We start from the raw sequence: 13,216 nt of genomic DNA on the forward strand, positions 1-13,216 counted from the left end.
CGGAACGCAGTGTTCGGGCAGCACTTGGCTTTCATCGGACAGGCAACGCAGTCGGTCTGCCTGGATCGGAAGATAATGGTGTTGGCTTTGGTGACGTGCGAACGCTCGTTCTTGAAGGCTCGCCATTCGCTACGTAATGCATTGCCAGCCGGGCAGCAGTATTCCTCAGCCTCTTCATTCCAGTGGAAATCGTTGCTCGAAAAACTGTCGTTCTTGCGTTCGGTTTTGTCCCACACCGGCACATGTGGCTCGATGTCCTTTTCCTCCAACATCCAGGCCAGCATCGACGCGGTACCGTAAGCGGTGTCGCCAATGAGGCGTTCCGGCTTGATGTCGAACTGCGCTTCGACCCGGTCGATCATCGTCTTGGTGCTCTCGACTTCGGCCGTGCGATGAGCAGGTGTGGGTTCCACATCCATGATCACGCCGTGCTCGGTATCGATCAGATAATTCGTGGAGTAAGCGTAGAACGCTGGGCCACCTGGAGCTGCGGTCCAGCGGGCTTGAGGATCAGTCAGCGATAGGCGCTTCGGTAGCGTTTCGGCCAGAACCTCTTCATCGAGGGCTTCAAGGTACTCACGTACGGCACGGGTGCTCAGGGCCGGATCGCTCCAGTTGACCTGTTCATCACCCGGTACGTCGCGCTGCCGACTCGCATCCGCCTTGATGATGCTGGCGTCCACGGCAAAGCCTTCGCCTTTGACCAGGCCGGCGTCCATGCAACGACGCAGCACTTCATTGAACAGCCAGCGAAACAGATCGCTGTCCCGAAAACGGCCGTGTCTATTTTTGGAAAAGGTCGAGTGATTGGGGACTTCATCTTCAAGACTTAACCGGCAGAACCAGCGATACGCCAGGTTCAAATGAGCCTCTTCGCACAGCCGCCGCTCGGAGCGAATACCGTAGCAATAGCCCACGATCAGCATGCGGATCATCAACTCTGGGTCAATCGAAGGACGCCCAATTGGGCTGTAAAAATCGGCGAGGTGATGGCGCAGGTCGCTCAGATCGAGACACTGATCAATGCTGCGCAGAAGGTGATTGGCGGGGATGTGATCTTCAAGGTTGAACGAGTAAAACAGTCGCTCCTGCCCACTCGATAACTGTCCCATCATGCTGCGTGCTTCCCTGCTGGCCGATGCGAGAATTTTGCCGCAGGCCAGACGGGGGAGCTACTTTTTCAACAGAATCGGCCGATAGCCCACAGTCCTCCGCTCCCTCCTCCGCAGCAGAAAACTTCCCCCTCCCTCACCCCAACACCTCCACCGCATTCTCCGTGGGGGTCAGACCACGTTTTCAATAATGATGGTCTGCCCCCTATTTCTGCGTTTTCCACACAAGGCTTACAACCCAAGCCCATACTGAAACAACGCCATATCCATCACCCGCGCCGTAGGATACGGCAGTTCCAGACGCCCCGTTTTCAACGGCAGGGGTGAAGGATTCAGTTGCTCCACCACGCCCGCCAACGCCGTCAGCCCCTTCCCGCTGGCGATGGTGATGAACGCGCGACGTGGGAACAGATCGCGGCAGGCGGCAATGTAGAAACGGTCCAGCGCCGGGCACTCTCCCCAGACCCCCATCAGGATTTTGGTCTTGAGGGTGTCGGTCCAGGAGACGTTGGTGGCCAAGGTCTCCATGGAGGCCAATACGCTGTCCAATAGGGCTTGGTTGTACGCCAGGTCCGGTGCGCCGGGTGCGAAATTAACCAGGGACAGTTCAAACAACTCCGGCCCCTGGCCGGTAAAAAGGCGCTTGGCCAAGGCTTTCATCAGGTCCAGGTTGCTGTTCTGCAGCAGGCCCGAGGAGCCACGGAACATCCCCCAGTTCGCCAGGTAGAAGCCGATATGCAGGGCGGTGGTGTCGATCTGTTCTTCGCTGATGAGGTCAGCCCAGCGAGGGCGGGATTCGTCCCAGATGTATTCATAGAGAAACTCCCACGCCTTGAGTCGGGGGTAGTCGTTACCCGGTGAGGGCTGGATATTCTGGTAGTAGATCTGGGCATAGCGATTGACATCAAAAATCATCATCTGGCTTCCTGCGCACGGCGTTCCTGTTGATCACATCAGCAGAGGTTATCGACAGCGCGGGCGAGATATTGAATACGCCCTCCCCCAAGCACCCGCCCCACGTTTACACTGGCGCCTTTTGCGCCGCTCACACAGGGAAGCACTCGATGTCCACCGATCCGCTATGCCTGGTTTTTGTCCCCGCCCTTGTGGCTGTATTCACCGCCGCCGAGGCGAAAAAAGGCACGCCGCTGACCGAAGCCGAAGTGTGTGAAATCCGCGATGCAGCCACCTGTATCGCGCTGCCGTTCAGCACCGCGCTGGCGATGGAAACCGAGCGAGGTTATCCAGATATCGTCGCCGAAGACTGCTGGAGTGAGTGGCAACGGCTAAGTGCTTCGGTTGCCTGACCCCGCTTATCGACCCCCCTTACGAATGGAATCGACACCATGCTCAACTCCCCGCGCCCGTTCAAGCCACTCATCTGCCTCCCCCTCCTCGCCGCCCTCACCGGCTGCGGCGCGTTGACGGATGTGCGCTCGTTCTCCACGCCCTACGCCACGCCCACCAGCGCTGAAACCGTGCGCCTGCGTGTGATGAGCGATGGCATGGTGCGCGCTGTGCCCAACTCCAATTGCATCAACTTCCGCCTGCCCGGCGCGGGGGTGATGGTCGCCAACCGAGAGGGCTATGCAGACCGCAACGGCGAAAGCCTGGGCATGGCGCCCGTGGAGCGGTATTCGGATGGCACGGTGATGAGCGAACTGCGGGTGCCGGCCGGGCAGCCCATCGCGTTTCACTACATCGGCAATCGTTGCTACAACATGTTCACTTTCGTGCCTGAGGCGGGGGTGGACTATGAACTGGATGCAGCGGGTCGCTATAAGTGCGGGGTGACGCTCAAGCGCATGTTGGTCGGCAAGATTGAGGGCACTCGGGTGCCGTTGGGTGAGAGCAAGTTGTGCAATTGGGGCGATAACTTCTGAGCCATGTCTCGCCCTCAGCTATGCAACGGCAACGCCACCCCGAACAACACAAAGAACCCACCACAGACTTTATTGAACCGCCGCCCGGTGCGAGCCAACCATGGCCGCACCCGGTGCGCGGCGCTGGCCACCAGGTATTCGACCACGAACTCCACCACGGCGTAGGTCAGCGCGATGATGGCGGTCTGCGTGATGATGTTTCTGTGGGGGTCGAGGAAGGGTGGGATAAACGCGGTAAACAGCAGCAACGCCTTGGGGTTGGAGAGGGCCGAGACCAACCCTTGGCGGAACAGCGACCAGCGTCGCAGGCTGGAAGTGGCCGCTGTTTCCAGGCTGACGGGGGCGGCGCGCCACAGTCCGTAGCCCAGCCAGATCAGGTAGAGCCCGCCGGCAATCTTCAAAGCCGTGAACGCGGTGGCCGAGGCCTGGATCAGTGCGCCCAGGCCCAGCGCGCACAGCGCAAGTACCAAGGCAAAGCCGAGCACGCCGCCGCTGATGGTGAACAGGGTTCTGCGACTGCCGTGCAGCGCGCCATGGGTCAGCGCCAGCAACGCATTCGGGCCTGGCACCACGGATATCCCGCAGCAGGTGATCAGGTAGAGCAACCAGGTCTCGAAGGGCATGATCAAGTCCGCAATGGGTGGTTTTGACTGCTATCTTGCAAATGAACAACGACCGTGAAAAGCGCATAATTCACGTCGCAGCCATTCGATTAACGAATAGAGGTAACCGCCGTGTCTTCCAGCGATTTGCAGATCGATTGGCTCAAGTGCTTCGTCGCCGTGGTGGATGCCGGTTCGCTGTCGGGAGCGGCCTATGAGGTGAACCGCTCACAGTCCGCCGTCAGCATGCAGATGAAAAAACTCGAGGCTGCCCTGGGCCGGCCCTTGCTCAACCGTGGCCCGCGACACCTGCAACTGACCGATGACGGCCAGACACTGCTGGGCTATGCCCGTCGCATGCTCGCCCTGCACGCCGAGACCCAGGCAGCGTTTCACGGCGAGGCGTTGACCGGGCGCATCCGCCTGGGGGTGGCCGAGGATTACGCAGCCAAGTACCTCACGCCGCTGCTCAAACGTTTTGCGCCGCGTTATGCGGGGGTCGACATCGAGCTGACCTGTGAACAGTCGACCGCCCTGATCCCGCGTTTGCGCAGCGGCGACCTTGATCTTGCGCTGGTGTCCAGGGACTCGCCGCACACAGGGACGTTTCTGTTCAAGGAGCCGATGGTGTGGGTCGGCTCCGCGCAATTCGAGCTGTGGCGCCGCGACCCGGTGCCTATCGCCGTCTACGAAAGCGAAAGCCTGGCGCGCCGGTATGCGGTGAATTCACTGGCGCAACAGGGCCGCCAGTTCAAGGTGGTGTACAACAGCTCCAGCCTGGCCGGCCAGCTCGCCGCCGTGGAAGGGGGGCTGGCGATAGCGGCGATTACTCAGTGCACCGTGAATCCATCGTTGCAGGTCTTGAGCAGCGAACACGGCCTGGGCGCTATCGAACCGATGGAGGTGTCGATTCTACGTAGCCGGGCTTCGCGCGGGTCCGAGGCGGTCAGCAGCCTGCATGGGTTTATCATCAGTGCGCTTAGAGCTCAGGCGTAGCCCTGGCGCGTCGCGCTATCTGGACACCGAGGTGATCCCATAGCAGCCTCGCTGAAGCTCGACAGCTCCTACAATTGATCTGCATTCGGAGCTATAAATGGCCCTGTCCAAACGTGAAACCGTTGGTATCGAACGCCAACTGGTCGCTGCACTGACTGACGCCTGCGAAACGGCGAAGGCTGAAATCCCGGGGTTTGAATGGCTGACCCACACGGTCAACTACGCCGACTTCCCTCAAAGCCTGCGCATCACCTGGGTCTTCGACACCCGCGCCAATAAAGACAACGCGGTGGCGACCGGGTTGGACGCACGCATCCGCGAACTCACAGCCGCGGCCCTGCACGACGCCGACATCCCACCCGTGCCGTTGCCGCGCTGCGTTCAACTTGACTCCGAAGAAGCCTGCCAAACCCAGCACGGCGGCAATTGGCGTTTGCGCCTCACCCGCTCAGCCAACTAGAGCCTGGCGCCCAACTGCTGGATAATGCCTCGCCCTGCTCTCCGCCCGCTGAAAAGGAAATCCCGCCCCATGAAGTTGCCGCTTTCCGCTGCCCTGCTCGCGTCTGCCCTGCTGTCGCCTTCGATGGCCCACGCCGAAGACGCCGCCCTGGTCGACACCCTCAAGGCCTTCACCCGCTGCGACGCGAGTTTTTTCAGCAGCCTGAACACCCACCGTGACGCCTGGCAGGCCTACGCGCCGCTCAAGCAAGAGAAGGACTTCAGCTGGATCGCGGTGCGCGATCGCACCGACCCCAAGGCCACCGCAGTGCCGGTGAGCGCGCCGGCCATCGCCGGTTTGAAGTTGCTGTCCTACAACGATGAGGTCAGCGATCTCGGCCCGTTGGGCCTGTATTACTTCTGGGGTTTCACGGTGGACGGCAACATTGATGAGGTCGCCCAGCGCTTTGCCGCACTGCTGGACCAACCCGCTGCGCTGCAAAAAGGCGAAGGGCAATACACCCGCAGCGAGCTCAAGGTGGGCAACAGCTGGCAGGCGATCAAGCCGATGCCGGGCAAGGCGCCAGGGCTGCGCAATGTGGAGCGGGTGCTGATCGTGGAACCGGAGGGCAAGCACTCCCGTGTGAGTTGTTCGGTGCAGGGCGGTGTGACTCCCGGCCTGGTCGCGCTGCTGCGGCCGGACATTGCGCCGGTCGATTACCCGCGTACAGTGGCCGACACCAATCTCGCCGATGTGCCGGTGCCGCCCACTGTGCTACAGGGCCTCGATGCGCCGTTGTTGCAGCCCAGGTTCAAGACGTTGAGCTACACCTACCTGTCGAGGAATGCCGCGGGCAAGGACGCGCCGATCACCATCCGGTTCAAGGCCGAGGGCGGTTTGCTGGTCAAGAATGAGGCCTACGGCAGCGCCTTCAATGTGGACCGACTGATGTTGGCGGACCTGATCCAGCTGAAATCGAAAATGAACGGTGTAGGCGAAGGCCAGGTGCTGCAGACCCGCGAGGCCGAGGTAAAACTGCCGACCAGTTGGGCAGCGGGCCAGACCCTGAGTGCGCACCTGAAGATGGCCAATGTGCCGGTCAAGCCCACCGACAAACCGACCGAGACCACCTTGACCTGCAAGGTCGGCGAGCGCTTCCCGGCGCGCCAGGTGTTTGCATCGTTGACGGGCGATGCCATCCGGCTGGCGTGCGAGCAGGACGGCTACACATCGTCGCGCGCGTTTATCGAGGACCTGGGGGTGGCCCTGACGCTGGAGTCGACGTCGAGCCAGACCCACTATGTGAATGAAATCCAGACGCTGGATGTGGTGCGCTGATTAGGCGCTCCACGCCACGCAAGAACACACCGACGCGCCGGCTGATCGCCCATTGTGTTTTAGCCGCAGTCGTACTCAACGTGTGATGAACGGGCCTGTCCACCACAATGAGCCCGCTCACCACAAGGAATGGAGAGACGGTTAGAAGTGCCGTATGAGCGAACCAAACAGGTCGCCCCGGGGCATTTTGCTCAACGGGATGTCGGCGTTCTCGAACCACTGCGCACTGGCTTCCGGATGGGGGCCGCTCAGTATCACTACGCCTTTCTCGAAGGTATACCGCGCCGCCGCGACGTCGCCGTTGCGGTAGGTGGCGATGGCCGCATAGGGCGCGACCTTGGGGAAGAAAGGCCCGTCCTGGAAGAACACCTGGTCAGGCTTGCCGTCCCAAGTGACCTGCACGGCTGCGTCGGCGCTGTCGGGCACTTCGAAACCGGGGCGACCGGCTTCGCCGTCGAGGTCCACCGGAATCAGGCCGAGGTTGCTGTCATCCGCCAGGTAGGCACCCATGCACAAGCCCAGGTAGCGCCCGCCGTTGGCCACGTAATCGCGGATCGCCTCGCTGCGCGCATCGCCCAGGCTGCGCAGGGCGCCGGGGATGTCCTGGCCGCCGCCGGGTTGCACGTAGAGGTCGTAGCGCGCCAGGGTTTGCGGGGTTATGTCGATGGGCTCGTCGGCGCCCACGAAGTCGATACGGTAGTTGGGGTTGATGCGCTGCAGGGCCTTTGCCACGTTTTCCGAACAATCATCGCAGCCTGCCGGGCCACGGTAGATGGCGACACGGGTGATAGGCGCCGAGGCTTCGGCCGGTGACGGCAGCAAAAGGGCAAAGGCAAACAACGTGGCGACGACAGCTCGCAGGTTCATGGTCAAGGACTCCTGAAGGACCACGCAAAGCCTATAGCGATTGCGCCGTTGAATCCGTTAACAGTTGTAAACGACGTTGAGTTGGGGATAACTGGCGGTCGAGCCCCGTTCCGAGAGTGCCCATCATGTTTGAACTCGCAGCCCTCATCACCTATATCGCCGTCGTGATCGGCCTGTTCCTGATCCCCGGCCCGTCGGTGTTGCTGGTGATCACCCGCACCGTGCAGGGCGGCCGCAAGGTCGGGGTCGCCACCGGCCTGGGGGTGGCGTGCGGCGACCTGCTGCATACACTGGGCGCGGCGCTGGGGTTATCGGCGATCCTGATGACCTCGGCCACCGCGTTCAACGCGGTGAAATGGGCCGGCGCGGCTTACCTGATCTACCTGGGCATCCGTGCGTTCACGGCCAAGACCGGCACACAAAAAGGGCTGACGTTGCCTACAGTCACGCCGCGCCAGGCGTTTTTCCAGGCGGTCGGTGCCGAGTTGCTCAACCCGAAAACCGCGATTTTCTTCCTGGCATTCCTGCCGCAATTCGTGCACCCGGAAGCCGGCTCATCGCTGGTGCAGTTCGCGGTGCTGGGTTTGATTTTCTCGGTGCTCAGCGCGGTGTACACCAGCCTGCTCGCCCTCGCCATCCGCCCCTTGAGCCGAGGCATCAAGGGGCTGTCCAAACTGCGGCGCTGGGAAGGAAAAATCATCGGCACGCTGTTTATGGGGCTGGGGCTGAAGGTCGCGTTGCAACAGCGTTAGTCACTTAGCAAACGCATATTCCCCACCCTGCTCCACCGCCTTGCGATAGGCAGGTCGGGCCTGGAATTTTTCTACCCACGCCGCCAGGTGCGGGTAAGCCTGCAACTTGCCCTGGGCCTTGGCGATTTCGCCGATAAAGCTCATCTGGATATCCGCACCGCTCAGCTCGTCGCCCAGCAGGTACGCTTTATCGGCCAGCACGTCGTTCAGGTAACCCAAATAGTTGGCCACTTCCGATTCGATACGCGGATGCAACGGCGCGCCGGCTTCACCCAGGCGGCCAACATAGAGGTTGAGCATCAGCGGCAACATAGCCGAGCCTTCGGCGAAGTGCAGCCACTGCACGTAGGTGTCATAGGCGGCGCTGGTTGGGTCCGGTTGCAGGCGGCCCTGGCCGTGATGGCGGATCAAGTAGTCGATGATCGCGGCGGATTCAATCAGCACCTGGCCGCCGTCTTCGATCACCGGGGATTTGCCCAGCGGGTGGATGGCCTTGAGTTCCGGCGGCGCCAGGTTGGTTTTCGGGTCGCGCTGGTAGCGCTTGATCTCGTAAGGCAGGCCGAGTTCTTCGAGCAGCCACAGGATGCGTTGCGAACGTGAGTTGTTGAGGTGATGGACGATGATCATGGCGTGCTCCGCAGGGCGAGAGGGATGTCTTGGAAACAGACTACGCCAGCGTCCGGGAGTGCCGACAATTAAATTTCAACGCGACAAACACTCGTGGTTACCATGGGGATCGAATCCACAGGAGTTCCGCCATGGACCTGAAGTTCAGTCACGTCGACATACTGGTCGAAAACCTCGAGGAGGCCTGCGCCTATTACGCAAACATCCTCAAGGCACGCATCTCCAAGACCTTTGTGTGGGAACGCGGCGGTTTGCATGTGCGTTATGCCGTGGTGCTGATGGGGCAAGAGCGGTTCATGCTGGTGCAGCCGATTGCCGGGAATCTGCGCGAGCTGTTGGACGCCCACGGCGAAGGCATGATTTACCGTCACTGCTACACCACACCGGACATCGAGGTCGCCTATGACGAGCTGATCGCCGCCGGTGTGCAGCCCGAGAATGAAAACGGCGTGCCCCTGGCCCGCGAGAACCTGCAGTCGCCTTCCGGCGGGCGCATTATCTGGCTACCCAAGCGCTTCGGGAACTTTTCCATGGAGATCCTGGAAGAGAAGACACTCGAGGCGTTTATTGTGGAGGCGTTTGGCTGATCGACGCCCACGCCGCCTGGGCCAACAACGACGCATAGGCATTCGGACTGTTCTTGACCCGCCCGGACAACCACGCCCGGGCGTAGTTTTCTGCCGCGCCAATGATCAGCGATAGCAAAAGCTCGGCGGGAATGTGGCTGAACGCTTCAGCGCGACCCTCCTCGCTCATCCACTCGGTCAATTGCCGATTGCGCTGTTTGTTGCGGGTGAGCAATTCATCCTTGAACGGGCCGTTGGCCACGGCGAAACGGCTCTGGAACACAAAGCGCGCCCAGTCGGGTTGCGCGTCCACCCACTCCACATAGCTGCACACCAACGCTTGCACACCTGCCTGGGCGGTTTGCGCCTGCGTCAGGTAGTGCTCACGCAGGGCGGCCTGGTCCTCCAGCGCGGCAAAAAACAGCGCGGCGACGATGCCTTCCTTGCTGCCGAAATGGTGGTAGATGGCGCCCACGCTGGTGTCGCACCGCGCGCGGATGGTTTCGATGTTCGTGGCTTCAATACCCACTTCGTTAAAGCAGGCCAGGGCCTCGCGCAGGATGCTGCGCTTGAGGTCGCTGCGCCGGCCCGGGAAGGTGCGCTCGATCAGGTCAGGTGCGTGCATGAAGTCGCTCGCCAAATGTGCGGAGTCTAAAGCTACAGCAGCCGCTAGAGAAGGCATGGCTTGACACCTTTAGAATTAACAGAATATTGTTCTGCCACAGAATATTATTCTGTAACCCTATCAGGAGGAAATCCATGAGTCAGTTTCTCAGCATGTTCAACAGCGTAGGCCCAGCCGCCTTCAGCCAGATGGCCTGCCAGGTGGCGCCCTACTTCAGCACCATCAACCCTGAAATCGTCGAACTGCGCCCAGGCCATGCGGTGGTCAACGTGCCGTTTCGCAAGGAAATCACCAACCACCTGGCCTCGGTGCATGCCATTGCGTTGTGCAACGCGGCGGAATTGGCCGGTGGGACGATGACGGATGTGTCGATTGCCCAAGGCGCCAGATGGATTCCCAAGGGCATGACCGTGGAGTACCTGGCGAAGGCCAAGTCGAACATCCGTGCGGTGGCGGATGGCAGTTGCATTGACTGGGCAACGGCTGGCGACAAGATCGTGCCGGTGGATATTTTCGATGAGGGCGGGATGAAGGTGTTTACGGCGAAGATCACCATGAATGTGAAGATCGCCTGAGGACACGGCCGCAGGAGGAGGACCTGACCCGGTGCTGAAAACAGCGCAGGACAACATGTGGGAGGGGGCTTGCTCCCGAATGCGGTGTGTCAGTCGCTGAATCTGTTGACTGGTACACCGCAATCGGGGGCAAGCCCCCTCCCACATTGGATCTGGTTTGTTTGGAAGACAGCTCAGCCCAGGCGGAACCGCGCAGTGTTGTCACTCAGTGCCTGGCTGCCTTTGCTCAGGGTATCGGCTGCGCGGTTCACTGCCCGCGCACCGTCGAGCAAGCGTCCGGCGGCCTGGTCCACTTGCTGGATGTTGCCGCTCACTTCATCCGCCGTCGCCGCTTGTTCCTCGACGGCGGTGGCGATCTGCGCCAGGGTGTCGGTCACCTGCTGCACCGCCCCGGCGATCTCGCCCAGACGGGTGCCCAGCCCGGTGACGGACTCCGCATCCGCCAGCGCTTGTTCACACGCGGCGCCCATCAGGGTGACCGCCTGGCTGACCGTGGCGCGCAGGCTGTCCACGGTACCGGCGATCTGTGCGGTGGAGGCCTGGGTGCGCTGCGACAAACTGCGCACTTCATCGGCCACCACCGCAAAACCACGGCCCTGCTCGCCGGCGCGCGCGGCTTCGATGGCGGCGTTGAGGGCCAGCAGGTTGGTCTGTTCGGCGATGCCGCGAATGGTGTCGACCACCGACTGAATCTGCTGGCCCTGCTGGCTGACTTGCTCCAGGGCATCGGCGGTATCAGTCAGGCGTTGGTTGAGTTGCTGGATGCTGGCCGTGGTGCGCTGGCTGTCACGGCTGCTGTCTTCGGCAATACGCCGGGTCTGCTGGGCACTGCCCGAGGCGTGCTCGCAGCTTTTGGCGACGCCCAGGGAAGTGGCGGCCAGCTGGGTCGCGGCGGCGGCAATCTGGCTGATTTGGTGTTGCTGGTCTTCGACTTCGGTAAGGGTGCTGCCCGATTGCGAATTGAGGGTGAGCACCGCCGAGCCGAGTTGCTGCGTCTCGTGATTGACCCCCAGCAGGCTGGTGCGCAGTTGCACCACCGCCACGTTCAGCGCGGTGCTGATGGCCGCGAGTTCGTCGCGCCCTTCCACCGCCACCTCCACGCACAGGTTGCCGTCGCGCAGGGACTCGGCCAGGGTGGTGATGCCGCTGGCGCTGCGGCGGATCGAGGCTTGCAGGCACATGAACAGGTACAACGCGGCCAGGGCCAGCAGGCTGAATAGGGCCGCGACGGGGACAAATTTCTGCAACGAACGGTCACGGTAGTGACCCAGGCGCGCATCCAGCGAGTCGAGGGACTGGTTACGCAGCGCGCCCAGGCTGTCGAGCATGCCGTCGACACTGGTTTCGAAGGCCGCGGTGTCAAGCTTGATGGTGCCGCCGAACACGCCGTCGTCGAGCACTTTGAGTTCGTTGTCCAGGCGTTGCAGGCTGGTGTCGTACTGGGTGGTCCAGGGTTCCAGGCCGGCATATTGCTTGGCCTTGAGCGCGGCCGCCGCCTTGACCAATTGGTCCCGCGCATCGCCGATACGGCCGCGCAGGTCACGCATCTGCAAACGGCTTTGCAAGGTGAATTGCCCCGAGGCGATGGACGACTGGCCGACACTGGCCATGCGCCCGATGCGCTCGATCAGGTCCGGTGTGTACTGGGTGGAAATCTGCATCAACAGGTAGGTTTCCAGCCACGGGTCGAGAATCAGGCCGGCGTCCAGGGTGATCTGTTCGCGCAGGGTTTGCATGGCGGTCAGGGCCGAGGTGAAACGGTCGTAACCGTCCGGCCACCAGCCCACGGTACGCAGGGACTGGGAGTCCATGCCCTTGACCGTGGCCTGCAACGCATCGAAGCGGGCCAGCACGTCGGCGCCGGCATTCCGGGCCTTGAGTGAATCCCCCAGGGCTTGCAGGCTCTGCAGGATCAGTGGGAAGTTCGCATCGACCTTATCCATCGCCGCCTTCGCCGCCGGGGTCGGGGCATGCAGGATATCGGCGGCTTTCCAACGCGAGGCCAGGTTGCGCTGGGCCGTCAACTGGCCGTCCAGCCCATCCAGGGCCAGCAGTTGGCGAACGCCGGATTGCTCGCTGGAAATCACGGTCAGTTTGTCGCGATAGTCCGAGCCGATCATCCACAGGCTGCCCGCCAGGGGCAGCATGAACAGGAAGAATAGAATCTGGAACTTGCGCGCAAAGCCGAACCGCCCCAGCAGGCGGATACCCGGTGATAAAAGGCTGTGCATGTGCGACCACTCCCCAAAAACGACCCAGGCGGTGCACCGCCGGGCGAAGCCTTGAAATGACTAACAGCAAAATGCCATGTCATTGATTGGGAAGGCACTAGCAAGATGTGGGCCGTTGGTAGAGAGGCCGGATACAGACGGGTTGGCACCTGATGGTGCACGCAAAGCGCCCTGAAATGGGGCAAAAGCACCCATCATTGAGCGCACATTTGTAACCACGCCACGAATCCAAGCCCCCTCCTACATTTTCACCCGCCGACAGCCTCGCTTACCCTTGCGTCCGTCCGGTCATGTACCGGCTGAAGTTATTAATGTGATCATCCAGATTATCCTCAAGCATCATCCGGTACTGGTCGCAGAAGTACTTCAACATCGCCTCCCGTGCATCGGCCATTTCCGCGCCGGACTTGAAGTTGCGCGCACTCGCCCAGGCGTTGAAGCGCGTGGTGCCAAACATCATCGAGGCGCTGACCTGGCCGAGGTTTTCGTGGGCCTGGAGCTGCGCGTTCGACAGCTCGATATGCGCGTCGGCGCGGTCGTAGAAGGTGGGGTCGATGGCGTCTGCCATGGTGGTTTTCCTTGGTCATCAGGTTTGAATGAGGG

Annotated in this window: 16 protein-coding genes; 8 read left to right on the forward strand and 8 right to left on the reverse strand. The window is 61.6% G+C overall.

Features of this window, described 5'->3' with window-relative positions; translation table 11 throughout:
- Nucleotides 1-1,115, reverse strand: a 1,115-nt coding sequence (locus BM026_RS26805; protein ID WP_139217584.1) for a transposase, incomplete at its 3' end; no start/stop codon positions are given.
- A 228-nt stretch (nt 1,116-1,343) separates the two neighbouring features.
- Nucleotides 1,344-2,027 (reverse strand): hypothetical protein, encoded by a 684-nt coding sequence (locus tag BM026_RS26810; protein WP_093530723.1) that lies wholly within the window; start codon nt 2,025-2,027, stop codon nt 1,344-1,346.
- A gap of 149 nt (nt 2,028-2,176) precedes the next feature.
- On the opposite strand from BM026_RS26810, the gene BM026_RS26815 reads away from it, so the two are divergent.
- Both BM026_RS26815 and BM026_RS26820 read left to right on the forward strand, forming a co-directional pair.
- A complete protein-coding gene (locus BM026_RS26815) occupies nt 2,177-2,419 on the forward strand; it encodes a hypothetical protein (RefSeq protein WP_093124968.1) in 243 nt (80 codons plus the stop codon).
- A gap of 39 nt (nt 2,420-2,458) precedes the next feature.
- A complete protein-coding gene (locus BM026_RS26820) occupies nt 2,459-2,995 on the forward strand; it encodes a hypothetical protein (RefSeq protein ID WP_256575371.1) in 537 nt (178 codons plus the stop codon).
- 14 nt (nt 2,996-3,009) lie between these two features.
- On the opposite strand, the gene BM026_RS26825 is transcribed toward BM026_RS26820, so the two are convergent.
- Nucleotides 3,010-3,618, reverse strand: a complete 609-nt coding sequence (locus BM026_RS26825) for a LysE family translocator (protein WP_071490142.1) — start codon at nt 3,616-3,618, stop codon at nt 3,010-3,012.
- 111 nt (nt 3,619-3,729) lie between these two features.
- Here BM026_RS26825 and BM026_RS26830 point away from each other — a divergent pair, with 111 nt between their 5' ends.
- The 3 genes from BM026_RS26830 to BM026_RS26840 all read left to right on the forward strand — a co-directional run bounded on the left by BM026_RS26830 (nt 3,730) and on the right by BM026_RS26840 (nt 6,370).
- Nucleotides 3,730-4,593: a LysR family transcriptional regulator gene (locus tag BM026_RS26830; protein ID WP_093530666.1), complete on the forward strand. Its 864-nt coding sequence runs from the start codon at nt 3,730-3,732 to the stop codon at nt 4,591-4,593.
- Between the two features lie 97 nt (nt 4,594-4,690).
- Nucleotides 4,691-5,053, forward strand: a complete 363-nt coding sequence (locus BM026_RS26835; protein WP_092250713.1) for a hypothetical protein — start codon at nt 4,691-4,693, stop codon at nt 5,051-5,053.
- A 69-nt stretch (nt 5,054-5,122) separates the two neighbouring features.
- A complete protein-coding gene (locus BM026_RS26840) occupies nt 5,123-6,370 on the forward strand; it encodes a hypothetical protein (RefSeq protein ID WP_093530668.1) in 1,248 nt (415 codons plus the stop codon).
- Between the two features lie 141 nt (nt 6,371-6,511).
- Here BM026_RS26840 and BM026_RS26845 read toward each other — a convergent pair whose 3' ends face one another.
- On the reverse strand, nt 6,512-7,237 hold the full coding sequence (locus BM026_RS26845) for a BPL-N domain-containing protein (protein WP_093530670.1): 726 nt from the start codon (nt 7,235-7,237) through the stop codon (nt 6,512-6,514).
- 125 nt (nt 7,238-7,362) lie between these two features.
- Between BM026_RS26845 and BM026_RS26850 the strand changes: the two genes are divergently transcribed.
- Complete coding sequence (locus BM026_RS26850; RefSeq protein ID WP_092250704.1) at nt 7,363-7,989, forward strand: LysE family translocator; 627 nt, start codon at nt 7,363-7,365, stop codon at nt 7,987-7,989.
- Here the strand turns inward: BM026_RS26850 and BM026_RS26855 are convergent, their stop codons facing one another.
- Complete coding sequence (locus tag BM026_RS26855) at nt 7,990-8,616, reverse strand: glutathione S-transferase family protein (protein WP_092250701.1); 627 nt, start codon at nt 8,614-8,616, stop codon at nt 7,990-7,992.
- Between the two features lie 131 nt (nt 8,617-8,747).
- Between BM026_RS26855 and BM026_RS26860 the strand changes: the two genes are divergently transcribed.
- Nucleotides 8,748-9,203 (forward strand): VOC family protein, encoded by a 456-nt coding sequence (locus BM026_RS26860; protein WP_092250698.1) that lies wholly within the window; start codon nt 8,748-8,750, stop codon nt 9,201-9,203.
- On the opposite strand, the gene BM026_RS26865 is transcribed toward BM026_RS26860, so the two are convergent.
- On the reverse strand, nt 9,181-9,807 hold the full coding sequence (locus BM026_RS26865; RefSeq protein ID WP_093530672.1) for a TetR/AcrR family transcriptional regulator: 627 nt from the start codon (nt 9,805-9,807) through the stop codon (nt 9,181-9,183). The genes BM026_RS26860 and BM026_RS26865 overlap by 23 nt on opposite strands.
- A gap of 134 nt (nt 9,808-9,941) precedes the next feature.
- On the opposite strand from BM026_RS26865, the gene BM026_RS26870 reads away from it, so the two are divergent.
- Nucleotides 9,942-10,382: a hotdog fold domain-containing protein gene (locus tag BM026_RS26870; protein WP_093530674.1), complete on the forward strand. Its 441-nt coding sequence runs from the start codon at nt 9,942-9,944 to the stop codon at nt 10,380-10,382.
- Nucleotides 10,383-10,555: 173 nt separating this feature from the next.
- On the opposite strand, the gene BM026_RS26875 is transcribed toward BM026_RS26870, so the two are convergent.
- Both BM026_RS26875 and BM026_RS26880 read right to left on the reverse strand, forming a co-directional pair.
- Nucleotides 10,556-12,613: a methyl-accepting chemotaxis protein gene (locus BM026_RS26875; protein WP_093530676.1), complete on the reverse strand. Its 2,058-nt coding sequence runs from the start codon at nt 12,611-12,613 to the stop codon at nt 10,556-10,558.
- A 268-nt stretch (nt 12,614-12,881) separates the two neighbouring features.
- Entirely contained in the window at nt 12,882-13,181 is a 300-nt protein-coding gene (locus BM026_RS26880; RefSeq protein WP_093124803.1) for a DUF3144 domain-containing protein, read from the reverse strand.
- Nucleotides 13,182-13,216 lie beyond the last annotated feature (35 nt).

This window comes from Pseudomonas sp. NFPP24 (assembly GCF_900112095.1).
Lineage (GTDB): Bacteria > Pseudomonadota > Gammaproteobacteria > Pseudomonadales > Pseudomonadaceae > Aquipseudomonas > Aquipseudomonas extremorientalis.